The 26,050-nt window shown below is 62.1% G+C and carries 24 protein-coding genes; 18 read left to right on the forward strand and 6 right to left on the reverse strand.

The features are described from left to right. Positions 1 to 134: 134 nt before the first annotated feature. Together VWY60_RS08880 and VWY60_RS08885 are read right to left on the reverse strand one after the other, a co-directional pair. Positions 135 to 710 (reverse strand): thioredoxin family protein, encoded by a 576-nt coding sequence (locus VWY60_RS08880; protein ID WP_416540306.1) that lies wholly within the window; start codon positions 708 to 710, stop codon positions 135 to 137. A 37-nt stretch (positions 711 to 747) separates the two neighbouring features. Further along, a complete protein-coding gene (locus VWY60_RS08885) occupies positions 748 to 1,485 on the reverse strand; it encodes a cytochrome c biogenesis CcdA family protein (protein WP_416540307.1) in 738 nt (245 codons plus the stop codon). A gap of 313 nt (positions 1,486 to 1,798) precedes the next feature. On the opposite strand from VWY60_RS08885, the gene VWY60_RS08890 reads away from it, so the two are divergent. The 10 genes from VWY60_RS08890 (at position 1,799) to mdoH (ending at position 13,860) form a co-directional block, all read left to right on the forward strand. Next, a complete protein-coding gene (locus VWY60_RS08890) occupies positions 1,799 to 2,278 on the forward strand; it encodes a hypothetical protein (protein WP_416540790.1) in 480 nt (159 codons plus the stop codon). Positions 2,279 to 2,297: 19 nt separating this feature from the next. Further along, a complete protein-coding gene (locus VWY60_RS08895; protein ID WP_340546305.1) occupies positions 2,298 to 2,633 on the forward strand; it encodes an ArsR/SmtB family transcription factor in 336 nt (111 codons plus the stop codon). A gap of 86 nt (positions 2,634 to 2,719) precedes the next feature. Then, positions 2,720 to 3,790, forward strand: a complete 1,071-nt coding sequence (locus tag VWY60_RS08900) for a YeeE/YedE family protein (RefSeq protein WP_416540308.1) — start codon at positions 2,720 to 2,722, stop codon at positions 3,788 to 3,790. Positions 3,791 to 3,914: 124 nt separating this feature from the next. Further along, positions 3,915 to 4,451: a DUF302 domain-containing protein gene (locus VWY60_RS08905; RefSeq protein ID WP_416540309.1), complete on the forward strand. Its 537-nt coding sequence runs from the start codon at positions 3,915 to 3,917 to the stop codon at positions 4,449 to 4,451. An 81-nt stretch (positions 4,452 to 4,532) separates the two neighbouring features. After that, on the forward strand, positions 4,533 to 6,197 hold the full coding sequence (locus VWY60_RS08910; protein WP_416540310.1) for a thiamine pyrophosphate-binding protein: 1,665 nt from the start codon (positions 4,533 to 4,535) through the stop codon (positions 6,195 to 6,197). Next, positions 6,184 to 7,404, forward strand: coding sequence for a CaiB/BaiF CoA transferase family protein (locus VWY60_RS08915; protein ID WP_416540311.1), 1,221 nt, complete (start codon positions 6,184 to 6,186; stop codon positions 7,402 to 7,404). Before VWY60_RS08910 ends, VWY60_RS08915 begins: the two co-directional genes overlap by 14 nt. Before the next feature lie 369 nt (positions 7,405 to 7,773). Then, positions 7,774 to 9,138, forward strand: coding sequence for a tetratricopeptide repeat protein (locus tag VWY60_RS08920; RefSeq protein ID WP_340545296.1), 1,365 nt, complete (start codon positions 7,774 to 7,776; stop codon positions 9,136 to 9,138). Between the two features lie 23 nt (positions 9,139 to 9,161). Continuing rightward, positions 9,162 to 10,433: an OpgC family protein gene (locus tag VWY60_RS08925; RefSeq protein WP_416540312.1), complete on the forward strand. Its 1,272-nt coding sequence runs from the start codon at positions 9,162 to 9,164 to the stop codon at positions 10,431 to 10,433. Continuing rightward, complete coding sequence (locus tag VWY60_RS08930; protein ID WP_416540313.1) at positions 10,430 to 11,953, forward strand: glucan biosynthesis protein; 1,524 nt, start codon at positions 10,430 to 10,432, stop codon at positions 11,951 to 11,953. The genes VWY60_RS08925 and VWY60_RS08930 overlap by 4 nt, the downstream gene beginning before the upstream one ends. After that, a complete protein-coding gene (gene mdoH / locus VWY60_RS08935) occupies positions 11,950 to 13,860 on the forward strand; it encodes a glucans biosynthesis glucosyltransferase MdoH (RefSeq protein ID WP_416540314.1) in 1,911 nt (636 codons plus the stop codon). The genes VWY60_RS08930 and mdoH overlap by 4 nt, the downstream gene beginning before the upstream one ends. A 126-nt stretch (positions 13,861 to 13,986) precedes the next feature. On the opposite strand, the gene VWY60_RS08940 is transcribed toward mdoH, so the two are convergent. Beyond that, positions 13,987 to 14,847 carry an alpha/beta hydrolase family esterase gene (locus VWY60_RS08940; protein WP_416540315.1) on the reverse strand — a complete coding sequence of 287 codons (861 nt, stop codon included), beginning with the start codon at positions 14,845 to 14,847 and terminating at the stop codon, positions 13,987 to 13,989. Beyond that, positions 14,847 to 15,410 carry a rhodanese-like domain-containing protein gene (locus VWY60_RS08945; RefSeq protein WP_416540316.1) on the reverse strand — a complete coding sequence of 188 codons (564 nt, stop codon included), beginning with the start codon at positions 15,408 to 15,410 and terminating at the stop codon, positions 14,847 to 14,849. The genes VWY60_RS08940 and VWY60_RS08945 overlap by 1 nt, the downstream gene beginning before the upstream one ends. A gap of 264 nt (positions 15,411 to 15,674) precedes the next feature. Here VWY60_RS08945 and VWY60_RS08950 point away from each other — a divergent pair, with 264 nt between their 5' ends. The 7 genes from VWY60_RS08950 to selD all read left to right on the forward strand — a co-directional run bounded on the left by VWY60_RS08950 (position 15,675) and on the right by selD (position 23,854). Further along, a complete protein-coding gene (locus tag VWY60_RS08950) occupies positions 15,675 to 18,536 on the forward strand; it encodes a monovalent cation/H+ antiporter subunit A (RefSeq protein WP_416538620.1) in 2,862 nt (953 codons plus the stop codon). A 2-nt stretch (positions 18,537 to 18,538) separates the two neighbouring features. Next, positions 18,539 to 18,892, forward strand: a complete 354-nt coding sequence (locus VWY60_RS08955; protein ID WP_340545289.1) for a Na+/H+ antiporter subunit C — start codon at positions 18,539 to 18,541, stop codon at positions 18,890 to 18,892. Further along, positions 18,889 to 20,445 (forward strand): monovalent cation/H+ antiporter subunit D, encoded by a 1,557-nt coding sequence (locus tag VWY60_RS08960; protein WP_416540317.1) that lies wholly within the window; start codon positions 18,889 to 18,891, stop codon positions 20,443 to 20,445. Before VWY60_RS08955 ends, VWY60_RS08960 begins: the two co-directional genes overlap by 4 nt. Position 20,446: 1 nt before the next feature. Further along, entirely contained in the window at positions 20,447 to 20,944 is a 498-nt protein-coding gene (locus VWY60_RS08965; RefSeq protein WP_340545287.1) for a Na+/H+ antiporter subunit E, read from the forward strand. Continuing rightward, positions 20,941 to 21,210, forward strand: a complete 270-nt coding sequence (locus VWY60_RS08970; RefSeq protein ID WP_014874349.1) for a K+/H+ antiporter subunit F — start codon at positions 20,941 to 20,943, stop codon at positions 21,208 to 21,210. Before VWY60_RS08965 ends, VWY60_RS08970 begins: the two co-directional genes overlap by 4 nt. A gap of 9 nt (positions 21,211 to 21,219) precedes the next feature. Further along, positions 21,220 to 21,600, forward strand: coding sequence for a Na+/H+ antiporter subunit G (locus VWY60_RS08975; RefSeq protein WP_416540318.1), 381 nt, complete (start codon positions 21,220 to 21,222; stop codon positions 21,598 to 21,600). A 91-nt stretch (positions 21,601 to 21,691) separates the two neighbouring features. Continuing rightward, positions 21,692 to 23,854: a selenide, water dikinase SelD gene (gene selD, locus VWY60_RS08980; RefSeq protein WP_416540791.1), complete on the forward strand. Its 2,163-nt coding sequence runs from the start codon at positions 21,692 to 21,694 to the stop codon at positions 23,852 to 23,854. Between the two features lie 8 nt (positions 23,855 to 23,862). On the opposite strand, the gene mnmH is transcribed toward selD, so the two are convergent. Continuing rightward, a complete protein-coding gene (gene mnmH, locus VWY60_RS08985; RefSeq protein WP_416540319.1) occupies positions 23,863 to 24,915 on the reverse strand; it encodes a tRNA 2-selenouridine(34) synthase MnmH in 1,053 nt (350 codons plus the stop codon). Between the two features lie 163 nt (positions 24,916 to 25,078). On the opposite strand from mnmH, the gene VWY60_RS08990 reads away from it, so the two are divergent. Continuing rightward, positions 25,079 to 25,570 (forward strand): MarR family winged helix-turn-helix transcriptional regulator, encoded by a 492-nt coding sequence (locus VWY60_RS08990; protein ID WP_416536217.1) that lies wholly within the window; start codon positions 25,079 to 25,081, stop codon positions 25,568 to 25,570. Positions 25,571 to 25,687: 117 nt separating this feature from the next. Here the strand turns inward: VWY60_RS08990 and VWY60_RS08995 are convergent, their stop codons facing one another. Beyond that, positions 25,688 to 25,996 carry a DUF1992 domain-containing protein gene (locus VWY60_RS08995; RefSeq protein WP_416536219.1) on the reverse strand — a complete coding sequence of 103 codons (309 nt, stop codon included), beginning with the start codon at positions 25,994 to 25,996 and terminating at the stop codon, positions 25,688 to 25,690. Between the last annotated feature and the right edge of the window lie 54 nt (positions 25,997 to 26,050).

Below are 26,050 nucleotides of genomic sequence, written 5' to 3' on the forward strand. Positions count from 1 at the left end.
CGGCTAACGCAACATCAAATTCAGTAATTTGAATTTCATTATGTCGTTTCGACCGTTCAACCTATCCGGCCTCGTCTGCCCGACGGCACGCAGGCAAGGCCATCTTTGCTGCAAAGACGATCAAACCACCGGTATCAATCGGTGGAGCCGTTGTTCCGTTCCTGGATGCGGCGGGCATGGTAACGTTGAAAATCTTCTCCGTTATCAAGCAAATAGCGCTCTTCGTTCACCCATGTGAACATATCGAGCGTAGTGCCGACCCCAAAGGCACCGGGCATGATCGCCACCGCGGCCTGCGGCGCCGGAATCTCGGGCACCTCCTGCGGCAGGAACATCATTGTCGGGGTAAACAGAACGCCCCATTTTCGGGCCATGTCCTTCTCCGACAGGGTTTCACCGTCAAAATCCGTCACTTCGACATCGCCATATAGATTGAGCTGCACCACAAAGAAATTGTCGCCGATGTAGGTCCCGACCTCGGGTGTCGGGAACACCTCCTCGTGCATCTTGGTACAATAGACACAGCCCCTTTGTTCAAAGAACAGCACCAGCCGCTTGCCCTCGGCATTGGCCTCGTCCAGATCCTCGCGCAGATCCTTGAAGGTCTCGCGCATCCAGGGGGTCTTGTGCAGGCCATCATCGCCGAGCTCCACCGCCCCCGCAGAGCCTACACACAGCAGCCACAACAGTCCGATCATTAGTCGTTTCATCTCTTACCCTCCCAATACGGCCGCCATTCTGGGCCGCTCAGCCGATACTTGCAAAACCCGGGAGCCACCGGATCATAGCCTCGGCAATATAACGCACGCTGCCCGTGGCGATCAGAACCGCAAAGATGATGAGCATGACGCCCATCCCCTTTTCCACCCAGGCAAAGGCAGACCGGTGGCGGGCCACAAACCTAAGAAAAGGCCCGGCAAACAGCGCCGCTACCACAAAGGGCGCGGTCATCGCCGCGCCGTAGACCAGCAACAGCAGCCCGCCGCGCCATATATCGCCAAGGCCAGAGGCAATCATCAGGATCGAGGCCAGGGCCGGCCCCACGCAGGGTGTCCAGCCAAAGCCAAAGGCCAATCCCATCAAATAGGCGCCAGCCAAGGTCGCGGGCGGCGCGGTGCTTTCGATCCGAGCCTCGCGATAAAGCAGTGGAATCCGCAGGACCCCCAGAAAATGCAGCCCAAAGACCAGCAGCAATACCGCAGCGCCATAGGCCAGCACATCCATATATTGGCCAAACACCTGCCCCAGTGCGGTGGCTCCCATTCCCATCAGCACGAAGACAGTGGTCACCCCTGCGGCGAAGCAGATCGACGCCAGCACAAGGCGCCGCCGCGCGCCCAAAGCGATCTCGCCGTCGCTGCGCAGCTCCGCGATGGAAAGCCCCCCCATATAGGAGAGGTAAAACGGCACCATGGGCAGCACGCAGGGCGTGAAGAATGACAATAGCCCCGCAACAAGCGCTCCGAACAAAGAGATTTCCAGCATGTATCAAGGCCCCTTGCCATCTTCTGCGTTCGAACCAGACAAGACCACAGTTGCCGATCCACATCGCGCCGAGAAGTATCTTCTGTCGGCTGCTGGCGGTCGATCTCCGTGTGCAAGCCGCGATTGCCCAAATCAGGCACAGCTCCAACAAGATGCGCGGGCCGCCGGTCACCCCGGTAGAAACTTGTACTATTCACATATTCAAATTACGTAGTACATATAGACACCCTTCATGCCGACCCGTCAATCACCGGCCGTGGCTCAGACATCGTACTTCACGGCCCCCACACAGATCATCGAGACAAATCGCATCATGGCCTTTTCTTCGCTGACCTCCCTGCCCTATCGCAGCTGCCGCGCCGCTGCCTCGGCGCTGGCAAAGGTCGCTGTCATGGCGGCATTGCCGCTGATCGCATCGGCCAGCGATGCCACAGAGCTGGTGATGGTCGAGCAGCCGGGCTGCGCCTGGTGCGAACGCTGGGACGCGGAAATTGCGCCGATCTATCCAAAGACCGCCGAAGGCACCTTTGCCCCGCTGCGCCGGGCAGATTTGCGCGACATGCCGAAAGATCTGACGCTGTCACGGCGGGTCACATTCACGCCAACCTTCTTGATCGTTGAGGGCGGCCATGAGATGGCGAGACTGGAAGGCTATCCGGGAGAGGATTTTTTCTGGCCGCTGATTTCCGGTCTGCTGCATGCGCACGCAGGCTTTGTCCCGCCCGCTGCCGAGCAACCAGACGCGGGACACGCCCCCTACCAGCAGCCCGCCCCGATGGCCACCAATGGTTGAACCAGGAGAGAACACCGATATGGCCCTGCCACAGTTTTCCGCCGATATGGCCCCCGAAGATCTCGATACGATGGTGGACAATGCCACCCGCGCCTCGAATTTTCTGAAGGCGATCAGCCACGAGGGACGCCTGATGATCCTGTGCCATCTGGTGTCGGGTGAAAAATCGGTGACCGAGCTGGAAGAGCTGCTCTCCGCACGTCAGGCGGCGGTTTCCCAACAGCTGTCGCGCCTGCGTCTGGAAGGTCTGGTCATTCCACGCCGTGAGGGCAAGGCGATCTATTACCGGCTGGCAGATGATCGTCCGCGCCGGATCCTGGAAGTGGTCTACGAGCTGTTCTGCAAGGAGGACTGACCGACGACCGGTCGGCCCGGCCACACTGGCAGCGGACCCTTCAGCCGCCAGCCCCGCAGCTCTTTCACCGGCGGAACCCGCACAAGATGCCCACCCCCCTGTCCGACCTCCTGAGCGATACGCAACTGACCGCCCTGCTGGGGGTGTTTGGCGGGGTCCTGCTGGGATTGGCGGCGCGGCTGGGGCGGTTCTGCACGCTGGGCGCCATCGAGGATCTGCTCTATGGCGGCTCGTCCCTGCGTCTGCGGATGTGGGGCATGGCAATCGGCATGGCAATCCTGGGAAGTTTTGGCCTCATGACTCTAGGCTGGCTGGATCCGGCGCAGTCGCAATATCTTGCCATTCGCTGGATGCCGCTGGCCTCTATCGGCGGCGGCCTATTATTTGGCTATGGCATGGCCCTGAGCGGGATGTGCGGCTATGGTGCCATAGCCCGGCTCGGCGGCGGCGATCTGCGCAGCTTTGTCATCGTGCTGGTGATGGGCGTATCGACCTTTGTCGTGCTGACAGGCCCTCTCGCCCCGCTGCGCAACCTGTTTTTCCGGCAACAGAGCATCACCGATGACTTGCCCGCCGGCATCGCCCATCATCTGGCCGACCATCTTGGGGCGTCGGTCAGCGCTATCGGCCTTGCCGTCGGCGGTGCCATCCTGCTGATATCCATCCTCGGGCGCGAGGTGCGCGAGTCTCCGGCCGCTATTGGCTGGGCTGCGCTGGTGGCGTTTGCCATCATCAGCGGCTGGGCAGGCAGCAGCCATATCGCGCGGACGGGGTTTGACGCGATACCTCTGGTCTCGCATTCCTTCTCCGCGCCGCTTGGCGAAACCATCATGTGGACAATGACCGGCAGCCTGCGGCCGATCAGCTTTGCCGTCGGCTCGGTCAGCGGCGTCTGGCTCGGTGCCTTTATCGGTTCGCTGATCAAGGGGCATTTCCGCTGGGAGGCCTGCGACGACCCGCGCGAGTTGCGCCGCCAGATCATCGGGGCCGCGATCATGGGGGGCGGCGCGGTCCTTGCAATGGGCTGCACGGTCGGCCAGGGTCTGAGCGCCTTTTCGCTGTTGTCGATTTCTGCCCCGGTGACCTTTCTGTCGATCTTTGCCGGGGCCGCTGTTGGGCTGCGCCAGCTGATCACCGGTTTTCGCCGCGCCGCCTGACTGTACCGCCTGACTGCACCACCTGACTGCCCTGCCGCGCGGCTCGCCCCGGCTGCACGACAATGTGACTGCGGTGCAGCCGCCGAGGCATTAACCTCGCAAGCAACGACAGGAGATCACCGCCATGTTTCAAAACGTGATGGGTCCGATGGCCCCCCGCCGCAGCCATATGTTCGCTGCGGCCCTGGCCTTTGTGCTGTTCGCCGCAACAGGGTCACATACGATGGTCGCGGCCGCCGCACCGCTGGCCGAGCGCCAGGGCTGGGCTGTTCATCAGACCCGCAAGCCCTACCCGCAGCTGGTCGAAGATGTGATTGCGGCGACGAAGGCGCAGGGTCTTGTCGTGGTGACGCAGGCCGGGCCGACCAAGGCCGCTGCGGCCCGTGGCATTACCATACCTGGCAACCGGGTGATCGGTGTTTTCAACAATGACTATGCGGTGCGGGTCCTCAGCCATTCCACCGCCGCAATGATCGAAGCCCCGATCCGCCTTTATGTGACCGAAGGCGAAGATGGCTTGGCGACGCTTTCTTATAAAACCGCAACCCATGTCTTTGCCCCCTATCTCGATGAAGGCGGGGCTGATCTCGCCGATATCGCGGCAGAGCTGGACCAACATCTTGATGCCATTGCGCAAAATGCGGCGCGCTCGGCGCCTTGACGCTCACACCCGCGTGAGGAGGCTTGCAACCTTGCCCGGTTCCGGCAATTTGGCGGCACTTGTTCACGAAGGGTGGATCTCATGACACAGACCGACACCGCGGCTGCGACGGCCACAGAACCATTGCGCGCGGCGGATGTGCTGGCCCGGCGACTATATGCCGCCGGATGCCGCCATGCCTTCGGCATGCCCGGTGGCGAAGTGCTGACGCTTGTCGATGCGCTGACCAAGGCGGGCATCCGCTTTCACCTTGCCAAACACGAGAACAGCGCCGGTTTCATGGGCGAAGGCGTGCACCACAGCGATGGCGCACCGGTTATCCTTGTGGCCACGCTGGGCCCGGGGGCGCTCAATGGGGTGAACGTTGTCGCCAATGCGCATCAGGACCGGGTGCCGATGCTGGTGCTGACAGGATGTGTGGATGCGGCGGAAGCGGCCACCTATACCCATCAGGTACTGGACCATCAGGCGGTTTTTGCCCCGATCACCAAGGCCAGCTATCGCCTCGACGCCGAGGCTGCCGGTGTGATCGCCGACAAGGCGGTGCGGATCGCAACAGCGCCGCGCAATGGGCCGGTGCATATCGATGTGCCGATCTCCGTCGCCGATTCCCCTGGCGGCCCCCACCGTCCTTGCCTCGCGCCTGCCAGAGCAACGCAACCGCAGCCCGCTGACCTGGCGCAGGCGCGCGCGTGGCTTACCGAGGCCGAGCGCCCGCTGGCGGTGATCGGTCTTGACGCTGTTGCCGAGGCCGCATCCGCGCCGCTTCTGGCCTTTCTCGAACACTACCAGATCCCTTTTGTAACCAGCTACAAGGCCAAGGGCATCCTGCCTGAGAAGCACCCGCTTTGCCTTGGCGGCGCCGGGCTGTCGCCGCTCGCCGATTGTCACCTGCTGCCGCTGGTGCGCGAGGCCGATCTGGTTCTTGCGCTGGGGTACGATCCAATCGAGATGCGCCCGGGCTGGCGCAACGCCTGGGATTGTTCCCGCCAGCGGGTGATTGATATCTGCGCCGAGGACAACACCCACTACATGCACTCGGCCACTCTGACGCTGGTTGCCGGTCTTGCGCCCAGTCTGCGCGCCCTGACGGTTGGGGCGCAGCTCGCCGATGACACGCAGCCGTCCCCTCGGCGCTGGCCCGAAGGTCAGCCTGAGGTGGCCCGGGCAGCCCTTCGCTCCGCCTTCACCCCGCAGGCGGACTGGGGACCCGCTGCGATCGTTGCCGAATGTCAGGCCACCCTGCCCGGCGATACGCTGGCGACGGCAGACAGCGGCGCCCATCGGATCTTGCTCTCGCAGATGTGGAGCTGCCATGAGCCTCGCGCCCTGATCCAATCCTCGGGCCTCTGCACCATGGGCTGCGCGGTGCCGATGGCCATTGGCCGCAAACTGGCAGAGCCGCAGCGCACGGTTGTCAGCTTCTCCGGTGATGCGGGTTTCCTGATGGTGGCGGGCGAGTTGTCCACCGCCGCCGAGCTTGGCGTTGCGCCGATCTTTGTCGTGTTCGTCGATGCCAGCCTCGCATTGATCGATCTGAAGCAGCGACAGCGACGGCTGGATAACGCTGGCGTCGACTTCGGCCAGCACGACTTTGCCGCGATGGGCCGGGCCTTTGGCGGCCATGGCGTCAGGGTCCGCGACCGCGCAGGCCTGCGCGCTGCCTTGCAAGAGGCACAGCAGGCCGAGCGTTTCACCGTCATTGCCGCAGAATTCGAGCGGGAGGCCTATGATGGGCTCATCTGACCGGACATCCGAAGCCAAGCTGCCCCATGGCCCGCTGACTGGCGTCAAGGTGCTGGACCTGTCCCGCATTCTGGCAGGGCCGACCTGCACCCAGATGCTGGGAGATCTGGGGGCCAGTGTTCTCAAGGTCGAAAACCCGCGAACCGGGGGCGATGACACCCGGCAGTGGGGGCCGCCCTATGTGGTGGATGGAGACGGTCACCAGTCGGATCTGTCGGCCTATTTCATGGCTGCAAACCGCAATAAGCGCTCGGTTGAGGTGGACATCGCCACGACCGAGGGCCAGCAGGTCATACGTCGTCTCGCCGCCGAAGCCGATATTCTGCTGGAAAACTTCAAACCCGGCGGGCTTGCCAATTACGGCCTCGACTACGAGAGCCTGCACGCAGAGTTCCCGCATCTGGTCTATGGTTCGATCTCCGGCTACGGCCAGACTGGACCCAATGCCCATAAACCCGGCTATGACCTGATGGCACAGGGCTATGGCGGGATCATGTCGCTCACCGGTGAGCCTGAGGGCCGACCGATGAAGGTTGGCGTCGGCATCGCCGACGTAATGTGCGGCATGTATGCCTGTGTCGGCATCCTCGCGGCGCTGCGCCACAAGGAACAGACCGGCGAAGGCCAGCAGGTCGATATCGCGCTGGTGGATGCGCAGATCGCATGGCTGATCAACGAAGGTGTGGCAACACTCAACACTGGCAGCGCCCCCAAACGGCGCGGTAATGAGCATCCCAGCATCGTGCCATATGGGTTATATGAGACCTCAGATGGCCATGTGATCCTCGCGGTCGGCAATGACGCGCAATTTGGCCGCTTCCTATCTTTTCTCGGTCTGGACGGGCTGGCGCGGGACCCGCGCTTTGCAACCAACCCGGCCCGCTTGCAGCACCGCGACGCGCTCGCCGATATCCTAGTACCGGCGCTGCGCCAATACCGCACCGATGAGGTGATCGCCGCGATGGAGGCCCGCAAGGTGCCAGCAGGACCGGTGCAGACGCTCGATCAGGTTTTTGCCTCTGATCAGGTGGCGGCGCGGGATATGACAATTGAAATGTCCTCGGCGGCGGGGCCAGTACGGTTGCTTGGCAATCCGCTCAAATTCTCCCGGACGCCGGTGACCTACCGCCATGCGCCTCCAATCTGCGGCGCAGACAGCGACCTCCTTGCCAGGACCGCGGACCCGTTTTCGGAAGACGACAACTAAGATAGCGGCGCGGCGCCGACCGAGAACAGGCAGACGCCCCATCACCCTGGGGCGGCTGCCTGCTCAATATCTCTGCTATCCCCTTAAGACACCGCAGAAAACGCCTGTTTCTCGGGCTTGCAACCGGCAGGATCTGGCCGAGTGTTACAGAAACTGGCGGTGTTCGGCCAAAGTCGCGCTGCACGGGCTTGCCAGATTACAAAAAATGCGGGAAATCGCTGTCAATCAATATGGTTGGCCCATTAATCCGGCGAGATTGCACACGCCGCTTCACCAAACCGCGAGCGGGCATCGCGAGACGCGCGGCCGTGCTTTAGGCTCGACGACAAAGCACCTCTGCTTTCGTTTTTGACACGGATCGGACAAACGATGATGCAAGATATTTTTGGCCAGGACACCAGCCTGACAAACGCCGCGGCGCTCGAGAACTGGAACTGCGTTCAGATGGGGGTGTTGTCTCACGGCGCTGCCGCGCCGCAACATCTGGGCGCCCTGCTGGAGGCTGCACCGGAGTTTGCCATGGCCCAGGCGGCCAAGGGCATGTTTGTGTTGCTGCTGGGTCGGGCAGAACTGATGCAGGCCGCACGCGACGCCTATGCTGCGGCCAAGGCCGCCGAGGATGGTGCATTGCCACGCGAACGCCACTATATCGCGGCGCTCGGTGCCTGGCTGGAGGGCCGTCCATCGCTGGCGATTGCAGAGATGGAGACCGTGCTGCGCAGCCACCCCGAGGACGCGCTGGCGATGAAGCTGAGCCACGCGATCCGCTTCATCCTGGGCGACAGCGCCGGTATGCGCCGGTCGATCGAGCGGGTCCTGCCCGCCTATGCGCCGGATCACGCCGGACGCGGTTACCTGCTTGGATGCCACGCCTTTTCGCTTGAGGAAACCGGCGCTTATGACCTGGCCGAAGCAACCGGGCGTCAGGCGCTCTGGATGGCACCGGATGATGCCTGGGGCCTGCATGCGGTGGCCCATGTCCATGATATGACGGGCAACTCCCGTGCCGGGCTTGACTGGCTGACCGGTCGCGAAGAGGCCTGGGCGCATTGCAACAACTTTCGCTACCACGTCTGGTGGCACAAGGCGCTGATGCATCTGGATCAGGGGCAGACCGAACAGGTGCTGGCGCTATACGATCACGAGATCCGCAAAGACAAAACCGATGATTACCGTGACATTTCCAACGCCACCTCACTGCTGATGCGGCTGGAGCTAGAGGGCGTTGCAATCGGTGACCGCTGGGAAGAACTCGCAGAACTCTGTGCCAACCGGACCGAAGACGGCTGCCTGATCTTTGCCGATCTTCACTATCTTCTGGCACTGGTGGGCGATGATCGCAAGGTTGAGGCTGGCCAGCTGGTGCAGCGGATCCACGCTGATGCGCGTCGCGGCGCCAGCGAGAGCGATGGCCGCATGGCAACGCCAGGCTGCGGCCTTGCGCTGGGGCTCGAGGCCTTTGGCGAAGGTAACTACAGCGAAGCCTTCGGCTATCTCGCCAGCGGACGCAGTTCCCTGCAACTGGCAGGGGGCAGCCATGCCCAGCGGGACGTTTTCGAACGCGTGACCATTGATGCGGGCATCCGCGCGGGGCGTCTGGACGCGGTGGAGGCCATCCTCAACGAACGGCGCGCCCAGCGGGGCGGCGCCGAGGACAGCTATGCACAGGCGCGCCGTGCACTGATCGCTGCCGGACGTGGCGCGCCCTGCGCGCAAAGCGTCCCGGCAGAATAACAAAAGTAAGGACACAACAGCTTATGGCGACCATCTCGCCCTTTCCCGGTGCCAAGGGCACCGAGACCACTCCAGTGGCCAATCGCCCGGTTGCCCCGCAATCGGACGCGCAGACCCGAGCGCTTCGCGATCCCCGGCTGGATTTCTACCGCGGCATTGCGATGTTCATCATCCTGTGCGCTCATATTCCCGGGAACCGCTGGACCGGCTGGATTCCGGCCCGGTTTGGCTTCTCCGACGCGACGGAGATCTTTGTCTTCTGTTCGGGCATGGCCTCGGCCATCGCCTTTGGCGGCACCTTTGCCCGCCGCGGATGGCTAATTGGCAGCGCGCGCGTGGTGTTTCGCTGCTGGCAAGTCTACTGGGCCCATATCGGCCTGTTTGTCTTTCTCGCCACCACCATGGCGGCGCTGGATCTCTACGGGGCTTTTGACAAGAGCTATATTGCCTCGCTGAACCTGTTGCCGTTCTTTGAAAACCCGGTGCCGCAGCTGGTTGGGCTGATGACGCTCAGCTACGTGCCAAACTACTTTGACATTCTGCCGATGTATCTCGTCGTGTTGGGGCTGATGCCGCTGATGATGGGGCTGGAACGCGTCGGCGTCTGGGCAGTGGCGGCCACCTCGATCGCGATCTGGCTGCTGGCCAACCCGTATATGATCGGCCTCGGGCCGAATGGGCTGTCGCTCTCCGCCGAACCCTGGTCGAGCCGCGAATGGTTTTTCAACCCCTTTGGCTGGCAGCTGCTGTTCTTCACCGGCTTTGCCTTCATGAAAGGCTGGCTGCCCGCCCCGCCAGTCTCACGCGGACTGATGATCATAGCCACGGCCTATCTGCTCCTGCTGGCGCCCTTCGGCTCCTGGAAAGTCTTCCTCTGGGTCGAAGCCTGGAACACCGGTCTGGCGGAGCTGATCCGACCGACCTGGCAGCTGACAGCCGAATGGCGGGAAAAAACCGACTTTGGCCTTTTGCGCTATGGCCATTTCCTGTCGCTGGCCTACCTCGGCTGGGTGGTTGCGGGCGAAGGCGGTCGCCGTCTGATCGCCTCCGGGCAATCCACACCCGCCCGGATCTGGGCCGTGCTGCTGTCGCTGATCACCAAAGTCGGTCAGCAATCACTTGCGGTCTTTGTGTTTTCCATGGCGCTGGCCCGGTTGCTGGGCTTTGCCATGGATCTCACCGACAGGTCGATCATGACCACTGCATTTTTTAACCTCAACGGGTTTGGCCTGATCATCGGCTGCGCCTATATCGCTGCCTGGTTCAAATCACATCCATGGAAAACCAAGAGATGAAAGAATTCTCGCGACGCACCTTTCTGGCAACCGCCCTGGCCAGCACGGCCCCGCTTGCGCTTGGCGCGCTGACCTCGCCTGCGCGTGCGACCGGAGGCCCTGCATTCTCGCGCGAAACGGTTGTGGCGCTGGCGCGCGAGTTGGCGGCCGCCCCTTATGCGCCCCGCCCCAGTGTGCCGCAGGACTGGCAGGAGCAGACCTATGAGGAATACCAGACCCGCTGGTTCCGCAGCCGCGATGCGCTCTGGTCGAAGACCCCGCGCAGCTACAATGTCGATTTCTTTCTGCCCGGCCTTTATTTCCCGCGCCCGGTCGAGATCTACACCGTGGATAACGGCCTCGCCCAGCCGGTGGCCTTTGACCTGTCGCTGTTTGACAAAACCGACAAAGCCCCCGACCTCAGCGTCGACGACAGCCTCGGCTACTCCGGTTTCCGACTGCGTACCGATCTGAAGGAACCCGGCAAGAAAACGGAATTCTGCGTATTCCAGGGCGCGAGTTATTTCCGGGCCATCGGGGCTGCACATACCTATGGGTTGTCGGCGCGCGGCCTGGCGGTGAATACCGCTACCTCCAAGGGCGAAGAATTCCCTGAATTCATTACCTTCTGGCTCGAAGCTCCAGTTCCTGGCCAAAAGAACATGATCGTCCATGCGCTGATGGATTCGCCGTCTGTCACCGGGGCCTACCGGTTTGACATACTGCCGGGGCAAGACACGGTGATGGATGTCGAGGCGCGCCTGTTTGCACGTGCGGAACTGGACAATATCGGGCTTGGACCACTCACCTCGATGTTCCTGTTTGATCAGACCAATCGCAACCGGTTTGACGATTTCCGCCCTGCGGTTCACGACAGCGACGGTCTGCTGGTGGTCAACGGCAACGGCGAGACCCTGTGGCGCCCACTGGCCAACCCCAAGACGCTGCAGCTGTCGTCCTTTGTCGATGAAAACCCGCGTGGCTTTGGCCTGATGCAGCGCCCGCGGCTGCTGTCTGATTATGAGGATCTGGAAGCGCATTATCACCAGCGCCCGGCGCTCTGGGTTGAGCCGAAGGGTGATTGGGGCAAAGGCGCCGTCACGCTGGTCGAAATCCCGGCGGACAAGGAAATCTACGACAATATCGTGGCCTATTGGCGCCCCCGCGACAGCTACGCCCCTGGCTCAGAGATTGCCATTGACTATCGGCTGACCTGGGGCAACGGCCCGGATCTGCCGGTGCCACAGGTGATCAACACCGCCGCGGGCGCGCGCATCTTTGGTGATCCGGGTCGGATCATCACCATCGATTTCGCCGCCCATCCGCTGTTTGCCGGTGGCGTTGATGATCTAAAGGCGCATGTCACGTCACCTCATGTCACCCCAACCGAAGGCGTCTTGCAGCAAAACCCGGAAACTGGCGGGGTGCGGTTGGCCTTTGCCTTTGACCCGGGCGAACGCGACCACGTCGAATTGCGCGCTGAACTGCGCAAGGATGATCAGCCCGCCTCCGAAGTCTGGCTTTACCGGTGGACCAAATGACCAATTTCTCCCTGACCCCACCGGAACAACCGCTGGCTATGCCAGAGCAGAATTTCGGTGCCCATTTTCAGGATCACGCCTGCCCCTTACCCGGTGACAGCGCGGCAACCGGCGGACAGCCCAGCGAGTCAAGCCAGCGTCAGGTGGCGCTATGGCGTGTTCTGGCCTTCTCTCCGGCGATGGCCGCTACGGGGCTGTTGACCTGGGGTATGAAGGACTGGTTCGCGGCAGACGGGTTTTCCATGCTGGAGGTCGCACTTCTGGTGTTGATCGCGTTCAATTTCTTCTGGATCTGCTTTTCGGTCTCTACCGTTCTTCTGGGTCTCTGGGGCCTGTCCCAGCGCCCCCGCGCGCTGGGACGAGGCCGCCCGCAGCGGATGAAGGTCGCGCTCCTGATGCCGATCTACAACGAGGTCCCCTGGTATGTACTTGGCAGTGCCCAATCCATGCTGGAAGAGCTGCACGCCCGTGGCGGTGTCCATGACTATGCAATGTTCATCCTGTCCGACACCCGTGACGACGCCATCGCCGCAGAGGAACGTGCCAGTGTCGAGGCCCTGCGCAGTATGCTCCCCGCAGGGGCCCAGCTCTATTATCGGCGCCGCAATGACAATGCAGGACGCAAGGTCGGCAATATCGCCGACTGGGTGCGCCGGTGGGGCGCCGGCTGGGACGCCATGCTGGTGCTCGATGCCGACAGCCTGATGACCGGGCGCGCCATTGCCCATCTGGCCGACGCGCTGGCCCGCGATCCCGGCGCAGGTCTGATCCAGAGCTATCCGCAGCTGATAGGTGCGCATTCCGTCTTTGGCCGGATGCAGCAGTTTGCCAATGGCGTCTACGGCCTGGCTCTGGCCGAAGGTCTGGCCCGCTGGGCAGGGCATGAAGGCAATTACTGGGGGCATAATGCGATCATCCGCACCCGTGCCTTTGCCGCCTGTGCGGGGCTGCCGCCGCTGCGCTCTGTCTTTGGTGGTGAAAAGCTGATCATGAGTCATGATTTCGTGGAGGCCGGGCTGCTGCGTCGCGCCGGTTGGAGCGTGCAGTTCCTGCCCCGCATTCGTGGGTCTTACGAAGAAACTCCGCAGACGCTGATTGATCACGTGCTGCGGGATCGGCGCTGGTGTCAGGGCAATCTACAGCACCTGAACCTGCTCAACGCCAAGGGGTTTCGCGCCTTGTCGCGCTTTCATCTGCTGCATGGGGCCATCGGCTACCTGATGGCCCCAGTCTGGTTCGCCCTGCTGGTGATCTGGGCGCTCATCGGACGTGGCGAGGAAGCCTCGGTCCTGACCTATTTCAGTGAAACCAATCCGCTGATGCCCTCCTGGCCGGACATGTCAGAGCCGCGCCATGTGCTGGTGATCCTGCTCATCTATGCCATGCTGCTCGCCCCAAAGCTTCTGGCCGTGGCGGCGCTGCCGATGACCGGGAGCCGCTTCTCCGACTATGGCGGCGCGGGCGCCTTTGCCCTGTCACTGTTGACGGAAATCCTGCTCGCGATCCTTTATGCGCCGATCCTGATGGTTCAGCAGATGATCGCGGTACTGCGCACCGCCTTTGGCCTCCAAAAGGGATGGGCGCCGCAGGCACGCGACGGTGGCAGCTACTCCTGGCGCACGCTGTTCACCTGCCACGCGCTGGAAACCGTCAGCGGCATCGCGCTGTGGACGGGGATTCTCGCCGGCGTGGTATCCGTCTGGCTATTGCCAATCGCCGTATCGCTGATCCTTGCGGTGCCCCTTTCGGCCCTGTCGGGCGTACCGTTGCAGCGCTTTGCCAAAGCCCTTCTGGCCACCCGTGAGGTCCATAACGAGCCCCGCATCACCCGCATCGCCCGTGCCAGACGGGACAGGTTGCGTCTGGCATTGGAGCGATCCCCCGCCCATCCCACAGCCGCTGAGTAAAAAAGACAGTTCAGGCGAAAATATCCACAATTTGCATCAAATTGAAAATTCCGGCAGGAACCATCAGGTTTCTCCGGAATTTTTTATTGAGAATTCACAGCCGCCTCATCGACGCCATGTGTTGCACTACTGCGACAGCGGGCGATCCTCGAACCAATCGGCAAGCCATGCGGCCCAGCCCTCCGGCACCCGGTGCCCGCCGTCGAAAAGCACCACGTCGATATCCGCGCCTGTACCGCAGGCCCATCGGCGCCGCAGGGTGCCTCCTTCAGATCCGCTGTGGCTTGGCGCATGTGTCGTGCAGCCGTTGGTATCGCGCCACAGCTCAAGCCCGGCAAAGATATCTCCCTGCTGAAAACGACGATTGCCAAGGTATCGGCCTTCCAGCGGCACCACCTCATCGCGCCATCCGTGAGTGTGCATCAAACGCACCGGACCGGTGCAGCTCTCAGGCTGCGGCCGCCAGAAACTGCCCGCAATCGTTGCGTAAGCGGCAAATTGATCGGGGGTTGCACAGGCCAGATAGCTGACCATGAAGGCACCTGCGGAAAATCCTGATAAAACAACGGATTTCCGGTCGATATTAAACCTATGTTCAGCATCTGCCAGCACCGCCTCAAAAAACGCGGATTCGTCGCGGCCACCGAAATCCGGCAAGAACGCCCAAGAGCGAGGGCCACCGGGATTGCGCGGCAGCGCCGTGGGGGCGATCACCGCGTAGCCCCGATCGTTCAACCCATCGACCATCGCGCGATTGCGCAGTGCAGCCTCACCCGACCCGCCGTAGCCGTGCAGGAACATCACCGCCGGCAGCGCTTTCTCATCGCCGGTATCCGGCAGCACGATGTGATAGTCGCCCCCGTCAATCTGGCAGGCATCGGCAAGGGGCCCGCATCCAGCCTGTAGCGCCGAGCCGAAAAGCAGGCCCGACAGAGCAACGCTTACGCCCGGCCAGAGGCGCCACATACCTGCTATCACCTGTTTCATCAGCCCTGCCCCGTCCAGCGCGCGACCGGCAGATTGCTGCGCAGCCATCCCGGCCCGGCGGCGGAGCCGAGCATCCCCTCCGGCACGTCGATCACATTTGTATAACCGGCCGCGTCCAGCGCCAGCGTCACCCGGGCGGAGCGCACACCGCGCGCGCAGATCAGGGCCAGCGGCGCGCTGCGATCACCACCGGTGACGTGATCAAGCGCGGCCAGAAAATCCTCACGCCGCATGTCGATCTGATGGCTGCCCACTGGCACACCGCTGGCCCGCCACTCACGCGGTGTGCGGATATCTACCAGGATCAGCTCCCCCGCCTTGGCCCTGGCAAATGCGTCCTCAACCGACAGGCGGGGACGGTCATGGGCCGGGGGTTGCCTGCGCCACCATGTATATCCACCGCCCCCCGCAATGGCGATCCCGGCGAAGGCCACACCGGCCCGCAGCAATCGACGCCGCGAGATCAACGGATCACGCGCCTCCGCCTCAGCTGCCGGGTCACTGTCCGCGCCATCAGTCTGAGGGCCGGAGTTATCTGACCGTTTTGATTGAGAATGCGACATCTGGCCTCTCCCCGCGCTGCCGGCGCCGTCCTACATGACCCAAGACCTAGCAGGTTCCTGCAAAGTGTTCAGCCTGAGACATCCCGCATGGTGATCAAGTTGTTGTCAACCTGACACCGGGCCGCGCCAAATTGCTGCGGCGGGCAAAAAACTCACCGGATCGCTGCCATTGCAGGGTTTGCAGGCGCGGTCGGGGCTGGCACAGTTGCGAAAAATTGCTTAGGCACCAAACGATCTGGCCTTGTGCATGGAGGAGAACCGCACGTGTCCCTGTTCCTGATTGCAGCCCTGCCCTTTCTCGGCGCGGTATTCCCCGCGCTATTGATCCGTGCCGGGCGCAATGCCTCGGCATCGGCGGCAGGCCTGACAACATTGCTCGCGTTTGTCGGACTGATGCTGCACGCCCCGGCGGTGATGCGCGGCGAAGTTATTCAGGCGCAATTCGACTGGCTGCCGGCGCTTGGGCTGAATGCCAATTTCTTCCTCGACGGCCTGGGCTTTCTCTTTGCCGGGCTGATCCTTGGAATTGGCCTGCTGATCATCCTCTATGCCCGGTTCTACCTGTCGCGCGAGGATCCGATGGGTAATTTCTACACCTATCTGCTGCTGTTTCAGGGCGCGATGGTGGGGATTGTCACCTCGGACAACATTCTGCTGCTGCTGATCTTCTGGGAGCTGACGTCGCTCAGTTCCTTCCTGCTGATCGGCTACTGGAAGCATCTGCCCGAAGGACGTCAGGGCGCGCGAATGGCGCTGACTGTTACCGGCGCCGGTGGCCTTGCCATGATCGGTGGCATGCTGATCCTCGGCAATATCGTCGGGTCTTATGATCTGACCGTGATCCTAGGCGCAAAGGAGGTCATTCAGGCTTCGCCGCTCTATCTGCCGGCCCTGATCCTGATCCTGATTGGCGCCTTCACCAAATCGGCGCAGTTCCCGTTTCATTTCTGGCTGCCGCACGCCATGGCCGCACCGACGCCGGTGTCGGCCTATCTCCACTCCGCAACCATGGTGAAGGCAGGCCTGTTCCTGATGGCGCGGATGTGGCCTGTGTTGGCCGGTACGCCGGAATGGTTCTACATCGTCGCAACGACGGGTCTGATCACGATGGTGCTGGGGGCGATCATTGCCCTGTTCAAGGATGATCTGAAGGCGCTTCTGGCGTTTTCCACCGTCAGCCACCTGGGCCTGATCACCATGCTGCTGGGGTTCGGCACCAAATTTGCTGCCGTCGCCGCCGTTTTCCACATCATCAACCATGCCACCTTCAAGGCGGCTCTGTTTATGAGCGCGGGCATTGTCGACCACGAGGCCCACACCCGCGACATCAAACGGCTGGGCGGCCTGCGGCACCTGATGCCGATCACCTTTGCCATCGCCACAGTCGCGGCCCTGTCGATGGCTGGCATTCCGCCCTTCAACGGTTTCCTGTCGAAGGAGATGATGCTGGAGGAAACCGTTCACACGGTCTGGGCGGGTTCACATTATCTGGTGCCGGGTCTAGCGCTACTGGGGGCCTTGTTCTCCGCCGCCTATTCGTTCCGCTTCATCGCCCATGTCTTCCTCGGGCCAAGGCGTGACGACTACCCTGCGACCCCGCATGATCCCGGCACCGGCATGTGGCTGGCCCCTGCGTTTCTGGTTGGTCTTGTCGTGCTGATCGGCCTGTTCTCGGCCAAGATCGTCGGGCCGTTGGTGGCCACTGCGGCCTCTGCCGTGATTGGTGGCGAGAAACTGCCCTATTATTCGCTGAAACTCTGGCACGGATTTACTCCGGCGCTTTATATGTCGATGGCGGCGGTTGCCGGGGGTGCCGTCCTGCTGATGCTGCACAAACCGCTGATGCGTATGTGGGATGCCGCACCGCGCCCGGAGGCGAAGGTGATTTTCGAGGCGCTGATCGGCGCGCTCACACGGCTTTCGCGTGCCATTACCGACGGTATGCACAATGGCTCGATGCCACGCTATGCCGGGATCATGATCACCTTTACCGCGGTACTGTCCTTCTATGCCTATCAATCCGGCACATTGGCGGCGCCGACCCGCAGCCTTCAGGATGTCGGGCTGATCCCGATCCTTGGCTGGGCCAGCCTGCTGATCGCAACCGGTTTTCTGGTTGCCATGCACCGCAACCGCCTGCTGGCGCTGGTTCTGATCGGCGTTGTTGGACTGGTGGTGTCGATGGGCTTTAACTACATGTCAGCGCCGGATCTCGCTCTGACGCAGATTTCGGTCGAAGTGGTCACCATCATTCTGATGCTGCTGGCGCTGAACTTCATGCCCAAGGAAACCCCGGTCGAAAGCTCTGGCGGCGCCCGCCTGCGTGACATCTCCATTGCCGGCATCTCAGGCCTTGGGGTTGCGGGGCTGATCTATGCACTGATGACCCGTGATTTCATCGGTGAGACGATTTCCGGCTTCCACCTTGAAAACTCCTACAAGGGCGGCGGCGGCACCAATGTCGTCAATGTGATCCTGGTGGATTTCCGAGGCTTCGACACCTTTGGCGAGATCATCGTTCTTGGCATTGCCGCGCTGGTGATCTTTGCGCTGACCGAGGCGGTGCTGGGCACCCGAGTGCGGGCCTATCTGCTGAACCGCAAGCCCGATCTGCCGCAGGCCGGTGACTCGCATCCGATGATGATGGTGGTGGCGACACGCGTGATGATGCCGCTGGCGCTGATGGTGGCGGCCTATATCTTCTTCCGGGGGCACAACCTGCCCGGTGGCGGCTTTATCGCCGGGCTGATCGCGGCGATTGCGGTCATCATGCAATATATGGCGTCGGGCTTTGCCTGGGCGACCGAGCGGCAGCGCTACCCCTATCATGGCATCATCGGATCCGGTGTGCTGATCGCCGCCGCAACCGGCATGGGATCATGGTTCAGCGGCAAGCCCTTCCTGACCAGCGCCTTTGGGTACATCCACTGGGAACCGCTGGAAGAATTTGAATGGGCAACTGCTGCGCTGTTCGACCTTGGCGTGTTTCTGGCAGTTGTTGGCGCTGTGCTGCTGGCGCTGGAGAGCCTGTCACGCTTTGCCTGGCAGCCTGGCACCGACAGCACCCACGCGATGGATATCAACCCGGCCCGCGATGACGTGGCCATGACCGAGAACGAGGGCTGACTATGGAAATTCTAGTCGCTTCGGCCGTGGGCGTCCTGACCGCGGCCGGCATCTACCTGATCCTGCGCCGACGCAGCTTTCCCGTCATCCTCGGGCTGTCACTGATCTCCTATGCGGTGAACGTGTTCCTGTTTGCCACTGGCCGCTTGATGACCAACGCCCCTGCGATCCTCAATAAATACGAAGAGGTCCCCTATACCGACCCGCTGCCGCAGGCTCTGGTGCTGACCGCGATCGTGATCTCCTTTGGCATGACGGCCGTTGTGGTGATGATTGCGCTGGGGGCCTATCTGTCGTCGCAGGATGACCGGATCAATCTCAGCGATGATGATGCCAAAGTTGGAGATGACGCATGAACCACCTCGTGATTGCGCCGATTGTCCTGCCGGCAATCGTCGCGCCCTTTATTATCATGGTCCTGCGCTACCATCTGGACCTGCAACGGATCTTCTCGGTCGCCAGCAGCCTGCTGGTGCTCTGCCTGACCCTGGCGCTGGCAGCGCAGGCCGCCGACGGCACCGTGCAGGTCTATGAGCTGGGCGACTGGCCTGCGCCTTTTGGCATCGTGCTGGTGCTGGATCGCCTGTCGGCAATGATGATCGTCCTGACATCGGTTCTGGCGCTGGCTGTCGTGCTCTACGCGATTGGCACCGGCTGGGATTCTCGCGGCGCCAATTTCCACGCGCTGTTCCAGTTCCAGATCATGGGCATTCTCGGCGCCTTCATGACGGGCGATGCCTTCAACCTGTTCGTGTTCTTCGAAGTGCTGCTGATTGCCTCCTACGGGTTGATGATCCACGCAGGCGGCGCCAAGCGGTTTCAGGCCGGCGTGCAATATGTGGTCTATAACCTCCTGGGCTCGACCCTGTTCCTGTTTGCGCTCGGCACGATTTACGCCGTCACCGGCACGCTGAACATGGCCGATCTGGCGGTGCGCGTGGCCGAGATGTCGGGCGAGGAAACCGCCCTGCTGCGCGTTGGTGCGGTCATGCTGCTGCTGGTCTTCGCGATCAAGGCTGCGGTGCTGCCGCTGCATTTCTGGCTGCCCGCCTCCTACAGCCATGCCCCGCTGCCGTTGGCCGCGCTGTTTGCGATCATGACAAAGGTCGGCGCCTATGCAATCCTGCGAGTCTACACGCTGATCTTTGGCCCGGATGTTGCGATCACCGAAGGGCTGGTCGGCGATTGGCTGCTGCCTGCCGCCATGGTCACGCTGGTCGTCGGCGCCATCGGTGTCCTCGGCTCGCGCGAGATCGGGCGACTGGTCGCCTTTGGGGCGATCACCTCGATGGGAACACTGCTGATTTCCATTGCCCTGTTCACCCCTGCCGCAACCGGAGCCGCACTCTACTACATCGTCCATTCGACGCTGGCGACGGCGCTGATGTTCCTGATTGCCGATCAGGTCATGGAACGCCAGGGCGGTGCTATTGCCGCCCTTCGTCTGATGCCGCAGAGCGGCTTGCTGTCGGTGATGTTCTTTATCGCCGCTATCGCGCTGGCCGGTATGCCACCAGTCTCCGGCTTCATCGGTAAGCTGCTGGTGATGGATGCCGCGCGCGATCATGACCTGGTCTGGTGGATCTGGGCGGTCATTCTGCTCGGCTCGCTTGTGACCATCGTTGGTCTGGCTCGTGCAGGCACGCTGATCTTCTGGAAAAGCCATGGTCTGCAGGCAACCGACGGCACGGTCGCATCCGATGCAGGTGACGAGGATCTTCTCGACGGCAACGCCACCCCAGCCCCAGCGGCGGCGCCGGTCCTGCCGCTTGTTGTCTGCTTTGGGCTGATGGGGGCGATTGTGCTGCTCACCGTCTTTGCCGGGCCGATGACCCGCTATGCCGACGCCACGGCGGCCCAGCTGTTCACCCCAACCGCCTACATCGAAACCGTCCTTGGGGGGCTTTGAAATGAAGCTGATGCGCCGCGTACTGCCACACCCGATCCTGACACTGGTGCTGACCGCAACCTGGCTGTTGCTGGTGAATGGCTGGTCGCTCAACTCGCTGGTCTTCGGGTTCATGCTCGGGGTTTTGATCCCCTTCCTGACACAGCCCTACTGGCCCCAACAGCTGAAGATGAAAGGCCCGGTGAAGATCGTCGGCTACATCCTCATCGTACTCTATGATATCGTGGTGGCCAATCTGGTGGTGGCCAAGATCGTCCTGTTCAAATCCAATGCCAGCCGCCACCCCAATTGGGTGACGATCCCGCTGGACCTGCGCACACCCGAAGCGATCACGGTGCTGGCAGCGACCATCACCATGACCCCGGGGACCGTCTCTGCCGATCTCTCAGCCGAAGGTCATGCGCTGCTGGTCCACTGCCTTGACGCGCCGGACCCCGAAGCGGTGCGCGACGAGATCAAGGACCGCTACGAACGCCGCCTGAAGGAGATTTTCGAATGATCGAAACAGCTGCAATCTTTGCGTTTGTCTGCTTTGCGCTGTCGCTGCTGATGAACCTGTGGAAAGTTGTCTCCGCCGAAGATGTTGCCGACCGGATCCTGGCGCTGGATACGATGTTCATCAACGCCATCGCGCTGATGGTGCTCTATGGGCTGGCGCTGGGAACCGAGATCTTCTTTGAGGCGGCAATGATCATCGCCATGCTGGGCTTCGTGTCCACAGTGGCCTATGCGCGCTTCATCCTGCGCGGCAATATCATCGAGTGAGGAGATATCATGGACCTGTTCTTTGACATCGTGATCGCCGGATTTCTCGTGATCGGCGGCATCTTCGGTATCGTGGGATCATTTGGCCTGTTGAAGCTCAACGACCGCATGTCCCGGCTGCACGCGCCCACCAAGGCGACGACGCTGGGCGTTGGCGGTGTGCTGCTGGCCTCGATGACCCATGCCGCCGTCTACGAATACAACCTGTCGGTGCATGAGCTGATGATTACGCTATTTCTGTTCCTGACGGCGCCGATCACGGCAAATTTCATTGCCAAGGTTCACATCCACCGGCACGACACGCCAGACAGCCTGCCAGACGCAGGTAAAGATAAGATATGGGCGACGCATAAACTGCCCGAAAACGAAGTGATCGGCCCAGAGGTCTGATCTCCCAGCGCCCCCGCCCGTCCGGCGGGGGTCTTTCATCCGGGGCGGAGCCTGTCCGGGTGAGCCAGCCCAGCCCGGTGACACATAGATGATGCACGCAGCCCCCCTCCCCCTGACCAAAGACGTGGTATTGATCGGCGGCGGCCACACCCATGCGCTGGTGCTGCGCAAATGGGGTATGCGGCCCCTCGCCGGAGCGCGGCTGACCGTGATCAACCCCGGTCCGACCGCCCCCTACTCCGGCATGTTGCCGGGCTTTGTCGCCGGGCATTACGCGCGCGAGGCGTTGGATATTGATCTGGTGAAGCTGGCACGCTTTGCCGGGGCGCGATTGGTGCTCGGGGCGGCTGATCACATCGACACCGATAGACGCGAGGTCCATGTCTCGGGCCGCCCCCCAATTGCCTATGACATTGCCGCAATCAACCTGGGCATCACCTCTGCCATGCCCGATATGCCGGGATTTGATGACCATGCGATCCCGGCAAAACCACTCGGCCGTTTTGCGGAAAGCTGGGCCGCGTATCTGCACGGCGACAGCGCCGCCCATGTTGCGGTGATCGGTGGCGGTGTGGCCGGAGTGGAGCTGATCCTCGCCATGGCCCATGCGCTGCGGGCGCGGGGCCGCGCGGTGCAAGCCACGTTGATTGATCGTAGCGAAATCCTGACCGACACCGGCACCAAGTCCAGCGCCCGGCTGCGCGCTGCGCTGCGCGGTCTTGACGTCACCGTGATAGAACACGCGAAGATTGCCCAGATCGAGGCCACTCATGTGTTGCTGGCGGACGGCCGCGCAATCCGGTCCGATTTCACAACCGGGGCTGCGGGTGCACGTCCCTACCCCTGGCTCAACGGAACCGGGCTGGACCTGCACGACGGGTTTCTCTCGGTTGATGCCTATTTGCAGACCAATCGCAAAGGCGTCTTTGCTACCGGCGACTGTGCTCATTTCAGCCCCGACCCGCGTCCGAAGGCCGGGGTCTATGCGGTGCGTCAGGCGCCGATCCTCTATCATAATCTGCGCGCCAGCCTGACGCGGGATCCGCTGCGCCGCTACCGCCCGCAGAAAGACTATCTGAAACTGATCTCGATGGGCGGCAAAACCGCTGTTGGAGAACGCTTTGGACAGACCTTTTCGGGCGGTTGGATCTGGCGCTGGAAAGATCACATCGATCAGGGCTTCATGGCGCAGTTCCGTGATCTGCCGCAGATGGATCAGCCGGCGCTGCCCCCCGAACACACCCATGATCTGCCAGAGGCGCTTGGCCATAAACCGATGTGCGGAGGTTGCGGTGCCAAGGTTGGCGCGCGCACGCTCAAGGCGACGCTCCGATCGCAGCCGCATAATCAGCGCGCGGACATCACCCCGCTTCCCGGTGATGACGCCGCGCTGCTGATAACGGGCGGTAAAGGCCCGCAGGTGATCAGTACAGATCACCTGCGGGCCTTTACCGCCGACCCGGTGGTGATGGCCCGTATCGCGGCGGTCCATGCGCTTGGCGATATCTGGGCGATGGGCGCCGAGCCGCAGGCCGCGACCGCCAACTTGATCCTGCCCCGACTGTCGGCGGAACTTCAGGCCCGGACCCTTGATGAAATCATGTCTGCCGCCGGTGACATCCTGAGGAAAGCCGGCGCCGAGATCGTTGGTGGCCACACCTCCGTGGGAGACGAGCTGACCATAGGGTTTACCGTGACCGGACTATGCGACGCGGCGCCCATCACCCTGGCCGGGGCACAGCCGGGTGACGCCCTGATCCTGACAAAACCGCTGGGCACCGGGGTGATCATGGCGGCGGAAATGGTGGGAAAGGCCGAGGGTGCCTGGGTCGCCGCGGCATTGACGTCGATGAGCCAGTCGCAGGACAAGACCGCCGAGCTGCTGCACGCCGCACATGCGATGACCGATGTGACCGGATTTGGCCTGCTGGGCCATCTGCTGGGGATCTGCGAAGCCTCCGCTGTTGGAGCTGAACTGGACCTCGGGGCAATTCCTGCGCTGCCCGGTGCCGCCGCACTGACAGCACGCGGGGTCAGGTCCTCGCTCTTTGAAGAGAATGCCGCGCTTTTGCCGCAGATAACCACCGGCGGGCCACAGGACCTGCTGTTCGATCCGCAGACTGCCGGTGGCCTGCTGGCCGCACTGCCGCGCGATCAGGCCCAGGCGCTCTTACCCGAACTCCGCAGATACGCAGCTGAGGCCGCGATCATCGGCCATATCACCGGCTCTGCGGGCGCGATCACGCTGATCTGAAGTCGCGGCTATAGCCGGTCCAGCTCAAGACGCAGATCCGCGGCCAGCCGGTCAAGATCGGGCTCCCGCAGGTCGGTTGCCCCCAACGTGGTTATCACATCGGCACCGATGGCCCGGCGCGCAGTCTCATAGGCGGGGTCGTAATGCTGCGTGATGAGCGCCTCCGTCAGCGCCGGTTTGTCGCCTTCGGCAATCCTCTGCAACCAGCCATCGACCACCGCATTGGAGCGATGTGCCCGCAACCCATCGAGACGCACGCGCAGCATCTCCGTGTTTGACAGAATATCATCATAACCCGCCAGCAAGTATCGACAACGCGCCGCCACAGGTGCGTGGATCTCGATCCGCGGAGCCCGTTTCATGGCCGCCCAGAGCTGCGGTGGGATGATCCGTGCGCCGATCTTGCTCGACTCCGCCTCCACCAGCACCGGGCGTTCCGGGTTCATCCGTGCCAGTTGACCGGCCAATGCGGATTCAAACGCCTTCTGGCTGGGCTGCGGGGTTGGGTGATCGCCAAGCAGCGAGCCACGATGATGTGCCAGCCCCTCGAGGTCCAGAACCTGTGCGCCAAGCAGTCCAACACGCTGGAGGATATCGGTTTTTGCAGTGCCCGTGTAGCCATCCAGCGCCACGAAACGATGCGGCAACGCGGCTTTATAGAGATAGTCATGGACCAGTCTGCGGTAACCTTGGTAGCCGCCCTCGACCACATCCGCCCGCCATCCAATCTGCTGCAACAGCCAGGTAAAACTGCCGGACCGTTGCCCGCCGCGCCAACAGTAGACCAGCGGGCGCCAGGATCCCGGATGATGGCTCAGCCGTTGCTCAATATGGTCGGCAGCGTTGCGAAACACCTTCGCCGCACCGACCTTGCGGGCCAGAAACGGACTTTGCTGGACATAGATCGTGCCGACTTCGGCGCGTTCTTCATTATCCAGAACCGGCAGGTTTATGGCCCCGGGCCAGTGATCCTCAGCAAATTCGGCGGGACTCCGCACGTCGATGACACAATCGTAGTCTTGATCGAGAATTTCGGATAGCGATGTAAAACGAAGGGCCATGTCTGATGATCTACCGCGCCGCGCGCGCAAGGAAAAGTCGCATTCCCTTTATACCTTAAACATTTTATTATGGATCAAAGATTCGTTTGAAATTCTATCTATAAACCGATCACAGCCGGTTCCCGGATGTGAACTGGATGCTTTTTCCAGCGGGAGGCAGGACATGGCAGAGCCACAGATAGATACCTTGCAGTTCCCCGGTCATCTGATCCGGCGGTTGCACCAGATCTCTGTTGCCCTGTTTGCGGATCATATGGCGCGCAATGACATCGACCTGACACCGGTACAGTTTGCCGCGATTGACGCCCTGGCCCACGAACCCGGTGTTGATCAGGCAACAATCGCGGCCCGCATTGCCTATGACCGCGCAACGCTTGGAAAAGTGATCGACCGGCTAGAGGCCAAGGGACTGATCCGGCGTGATATTTCTCCAGCTGATAGACGTGCGCGCGTTGTCACCCTGACGGAGGCTGGCCAGTCGCTCCTGAACAAAGCCATGCCGATTGTCGAGGCGCTACAGTCCGAAATCCTGACCGGCCTCAGCCCGGCGGAGCAGGTTCAGATCACCACATTGTTGACCAAGGCAACCCAGATCGGCGACCGGCTGCGCCGCGCTCCGCACCGCGCGCAAACAGGCTCGCAGAAGGAATTCTGACCCCTCTATCGCGCGGAGACGGCCCGGCAGCCATATGGTGAGTAGCGGATAACAAGCTGCCGACGCAGGACCCGAACAGCACCGTCAATGCCCTAGCCAGATCGCGTGCAACGCTGGTTATCGACCATAGGCCTTGCGCGCGAGGTCGATGCGGGCTTCCAGAATTGTCATTTCTTTCATGATATCACGGCGTTTTGAACGGTCGCCGGTATCGGCAAGCTGTTGGCGCAGAACCGCAAGCGTGCGCGACAGCGTGACGAACTCCGGCACACCGCCGCTCTCCTTGATCAATCGGTTGACCAGCGCATTCTCCGGGTCGTCAACCGGTGGCAACGGTTTGCCCGCTCCTGACAGGTTGTCAAAAGCGCCATCGGCCTCCGCCTTCTGGATACGCGCGTTGATAAGGTCAATCAGGGGGTGATCCATAACGGTGTTATGCCGCAGCTGACAGGAAAAACAAAGACCGCGCCGAAGATACGG

Origin of the sequence: Phaeobacter sp. JH20_26, assembly GCF_048056275.1 — a bacterium.
Taxonomy (GTDB): Bacteria; Pseudomonadota; Alphaproteobacteria; order Rhodobacterales; family Rhodobacteraceae; genus Phaeobacter; species Phaeobacter bryozoorum.

Excerpts from the sequence above, each read along its gene's own strand:
- VWY60_RS08880 (WP_416540306.1), bottom strand. The coding sequence starts at position 710 with ATGAAACGACTAATGATCGGACTGTTGTGGCTGCTGTGTGTAGGCTCT.
- VWY60_RS08885 (WP_416540307.1), bottom strand. The coding sequence starts at position 1,485 with ATGCTGGAAATCTCTTTGTTCGGAGCGCTTGTTGCGGGGCTATTGTCA.
- VWY60_RS08890 (WP_416540790.1), top strand. The coding sequence starts at position 1,799 with ATGGCCTTTTCTTCGCTGACCTCCCTGCCCTATCGCAGCTGCCGCGCC.
- VWY60_RS08895 (WP_340546305.1), top strand. The coding sequence starts at position 2,298 with ATGGCCCTGCCACAGTTTTCCGCCGATATGGCCCCCGAAGATCTCGAT.
- VWY60_RS08900 (WP_416540308.1), top strand. The coding sequence starts at position 2,720 with ATGCCCACCCCCCTGTCCGACCTCCTGAGCGATACGCAACTGACCGCC.
- VWY60_RS08905 (WP_416540309.1), top strand. The coding sequence starts at position 3,915 with ATGTTTCAAAACGTGATGGGTCCGATGGCCCCCCGCCGCAGCCATATG.
- VWY60_RS08910 (WP_416540310.1), top strand. The coding sequence starts at position 4,533 with ATGACACAGACCGACACCGCGGCTGCGACGGCCACAGAACCATTGCGC.
- VWY60_RS08915 (WP_416540311.1), top strand. The coding sequence starts at position 6,184 with ATGGGCTCATCTGACCGGACATCCGAAGCCAAGCTGCCCCATGGCCCG.
- VWY60_RS08920 (WP_340545296.1), top strand. The coding sequence starts at position 7,774 with ATGATGCAAGATATTTTTGGCCAGGACACCAGCCTGACAAACGCCGCG.
- VWY60_RS08925 (WP_416540312.1), top strand. The coding sequence starts at position 9,162 with ATGGCGACCATCTCGCCCTTTCCCGGTGCCAAGGGCACCGAGACCACT.
- VWY60_RS08930 (WP_416540313.1), top strand. The coding sequence starts at position 10,430 with ATGAAAGAATTCTCGCGACGCACCTTTCTGGCAACCGCCCTGGCCAGC.
- mdoH (WP_416540314.1), top strand. The coding sequence starts at position 11,950 with ATGACCAATTTCTCCCTGACCCCACCGGAACAACCGCTGGCTATGCCA.
- VWY60_RS08940 (WP_416540315.1), bottom strand. The coding sequence starts at position 14,847 with ATGAAACAGGTGATAGCAGGTATGTGGCGCCTCTGGCCGGGCGTAAGC.
- VWY60_RS08945 (WP_416540316.1), bottom strand. The coding sequence starts at position 15,410 with ATGTCGCATTCTCAATCAAAACGGTCAGATAACTCCGGCCCTCAGACT.
- VWY60_RS08955 (WP_340545289.1), top strand. The coding sequence starts at position 18,539 with ATGGAAATTCTAGTCGCTTCGGCCGTGGGCGTCCTGACCGCGGCCGGC.
- VWY60_RS08960 (WP_416540317.1), top strand. The coding sequence starts at position 18,889 with ATGAACCACCTCGTGATTGCGCCGATTGTCCTGCCGGCAATCGTCGCG.
- VWY60_RS08965 (WP_340545287.1), top strand. The coding sequence starts at position 20,447 with ATGAAGCTGATGCGCCGCGTACTGCCACACCCGATCCTGACACTGGTG.
- VWY60_RS08970 (WP_014874349.1), top strand. The coding sequence starts at position 20,941 with ATGATCGAAACAGCTGCAATCTTTGCGTTTGTCTGCTTTGCGCTGTCG.
- VWY60_RS08975 (WP_416540318.1), top strand. The coding sequence starts at position 21,220 with ATGGACCTGTTCTTTGACATCGTGATCGCCGGATTTCTCGTGATCGGC.
- selD (WP_416540791.1), top strand. The coding sequence starts at position 21,692 with ATGCACGCAGCCCCCCTCCCCCTGACCAAAGACGTGGTATTGATCGGC.
- mnmH (WP_416540319.1), bottom strand. The coding sequence starts at position 24,915 with ATGGCCCTTCGTTTTACATCGCTATCCGAAATTCTCGATCAAGACTAC.
- VWY60_RS08990 (WP_416536217.1), top strand. The coding sequence starts at position 25,079 with ATGGCAGAGCCACAGATAGATACCTTGCAGTTCCCCGGTCATCTGATC.
- VWY60_RS08995 (WP_416536219.1), bottom strand. The coding sequence starts at position 25,996 with ATGGATCACCCCCTGATTGACCTTATCAACGCGCGTATCCAGAAGGCG.